This is a genomic window from Pseudomonas sp. 1D4, assembly GCF_001728925.1.
In the GTDB taxonomy this organism is placed as follows: domain Bacteria; phylum Pseudomonadota; class Gammaproteobacteria; order Pseudomonadales; family Pseudomonadaceae; genus Metapseudomonas; species Metapseudomonas otitidis.
Map to the genome: position 1 here is coordinate 1 of NZ_LXJQ01000113.1, position 2057 is coordinate 2057.

The 2057-nt window shown below is 62.7% G+C and carries 2 protein-coding genes; both read left to right on the top strand.

Annotated elements, in window-relative coordinates; translation table 11 throughout:
* Nucleotides 1–83 precede the first annotated feature (83 nt).
* Nucleotides 84–443 (top strand): IS66 family insertion sequence element accessory protein TnpB, encoded by a 360-nt coding sequence (gene tnpB, locus A7D27_RS26770; protein ID WP_069563701.1) that lies wholly within the window; start codon nt 84–86, stop codon nt 441–443.
* A 19-nt stretch (nt 444–462) separates the two neighbouring features.
* Nucleotides 463–2010 carry an IS66 family transposase gene (locus A7D27_RS26775; protein ID WP_083265799.1) on the top strand — a complete coding sequence of 516 codons (1548 nt, stop codon included), beginning with the start codon at nt 463–465 and terminating at the stop codon, nt 2008–2010.
* Nucleotides 2011–2057 lie beyond the last annotated feature (47 nt).

The following is a 2057-nucleotide window of genomic DNA, read 5'->3' on the forward strand; positions in this document are numbered from 1 at the left end:
CGTAACCGCTCCATAAACCCCACCTTCAACTGAGCTATCCGTTTCCGGATGCTGGGCTCCCGTTTTCACCGGAGTTCACCGTCATGATGCGTCCCGACGCCAAGGTACAGAAGGTCTACCTCTACCCAAAGCCCGTCGATTTCCGCAAATCCATCAACGGCCTGGCCGCCCTGGTCGAGCTGGATATCAAGGTGGAGGTATTCAATCCGGTGCTGTTCGTATTCCTCAACCGCGCCCGCAGTCAGGTCAAGATCCTCTACTGGGAGCGCAATGGCTTCTGCCTGTGGCTCAAGCGTCTGGAGGCCGAGCGCTTCAAGACTAAGCCCGATGCTGGCGACGAGGTCATCGAACTGACGGTCGATGAGCTGAACTGGCTGCTCGACGGCATCGATCTGTGGCGCAACCGTCCGCATCAGGTGTTGAGGCCGCGTTTCGTGGCCTGAGCCGGTATAATCCGACGCCATGAAATCTGCTGCCGACCACCTTCCCGACGATCCTGTACTGCTCAAGCAGATGCTGCTATTGGCGCAAGGAAAGGTGGCGCAACTCCAGGAACAGGTCGCCCTGCTACGCCACAAGCTGTTCTCGCCCAAGTCCGAGCGCAGCCCTGAAGATGCCGACTCGCCGCAGTTGGCCATGTTCAACGAGGCCGAAGAGCTGCTCGAAACGCCGACCGCGGCAACAAACGAAGCCGAAGCCGAAGCCGAAGCCGAAGCCGAAGCCGAAGCCGAAGAAGTCGTCGCACCGATCACGCGTCGCGGCAAGCGCAAGCCGCTGCCAGCCAACCTGCCGCGTGTTGAAATCGTGCACGAACTGCCCGAGCACGAGCTGACCTGCGCCTGTGGCTGCCGCAAGCAGGTCATTGGCGAGGAAACCAGCGAGCAGTTGGAGATCATCCCGATGCAGGTGCGGGTCATCCGCCACGTGCGCAAGACCTACGCCTGCAACGCCTGCGAAGCCGCCCCGGTGACCGCCGACAAACCGGCACAACTGCTCGAGAAAAGTCTGGCCACACCGAGCGTGCTGGCGATGCTGCTGACCACCAAGTACGCCGACGGCATCCCGCTGTATCGTTTCGAGAAAATGCTCAGCCGCCACGGCGTCGACATCCCCCGCCAGACCCTGGCGCGCTGGGTGATCCAGTGCGGCGAGCAGTTGCAACCGCTGCTCAACCTGCTGCGCGACACGCTGTTCGACTATCCGCTGCTGCACTGCGACGAAACCCGGCTACAGGTGCTGCATGAGCCGGGGCGCGATCCCACCGCACAATCCTGGATGTGGGTGCAATGCGGTGGCCCGCCGGACAGGCCGGTCGTTCTCTTCGACTACGACACCAGCCGCGCGCAGGCCGTACCGTTGCGCTTGCTCGCGGGCTATCGCGGCTACCTGATGACCGACGACTACGCCGGCTACAACGCCGTGGCCCAGCAAGACGGCATCGAACGTCTGGCCTGCTGGGCGCATGCGCGACGCAAGTTCGTCGAGGCGCAGAAGGTGCAACCCAAGGGCAAGGTCGGCCGGGCCGACATGGCGCTGAACCTGATCAACAAGCTCTACGGCATCGAACGTGAGCTGAAAAAAGCCGACGACAGCGAACGCCTGAGCGCCCGCCAACAACGCAGCCAGCCGCTGCTCGACCAGCTCAACGCCTGGCTCGACAAAACCCAGCCGCAGGTTGCTGGAAAAACGGCGCTGGGCAATGCCGTGAACTACCTGGCCAGCAACTGGAGCCGCTTGGTGCGCTATGTCGAAGGCGGGCACCTGCCGATCGACAACAACCGCGCGGAGAACGCCATCCGCCCGTTCGTCATCGGGCGCAAGAACTGGCTATTCAGCGACACCCCCAAGGGTGCCAGGGCCAGCGCGCAGCTCTACAGCCTGCTCGAAACCGCCAAGGCTAATGGCCAGGAACCTTACGCCTGGCTGCGCCATGTCCTCGAGCGCCTACCCCAGGCCAATAGCGTCGAAGACTATGAAGCGCTGCTGCCCTGGAACCTGAGGGCGATTTAAAGCCAAGCCGCCTGAGCTGGGTAGGTGGGGTTTATGGAGCGCTTACG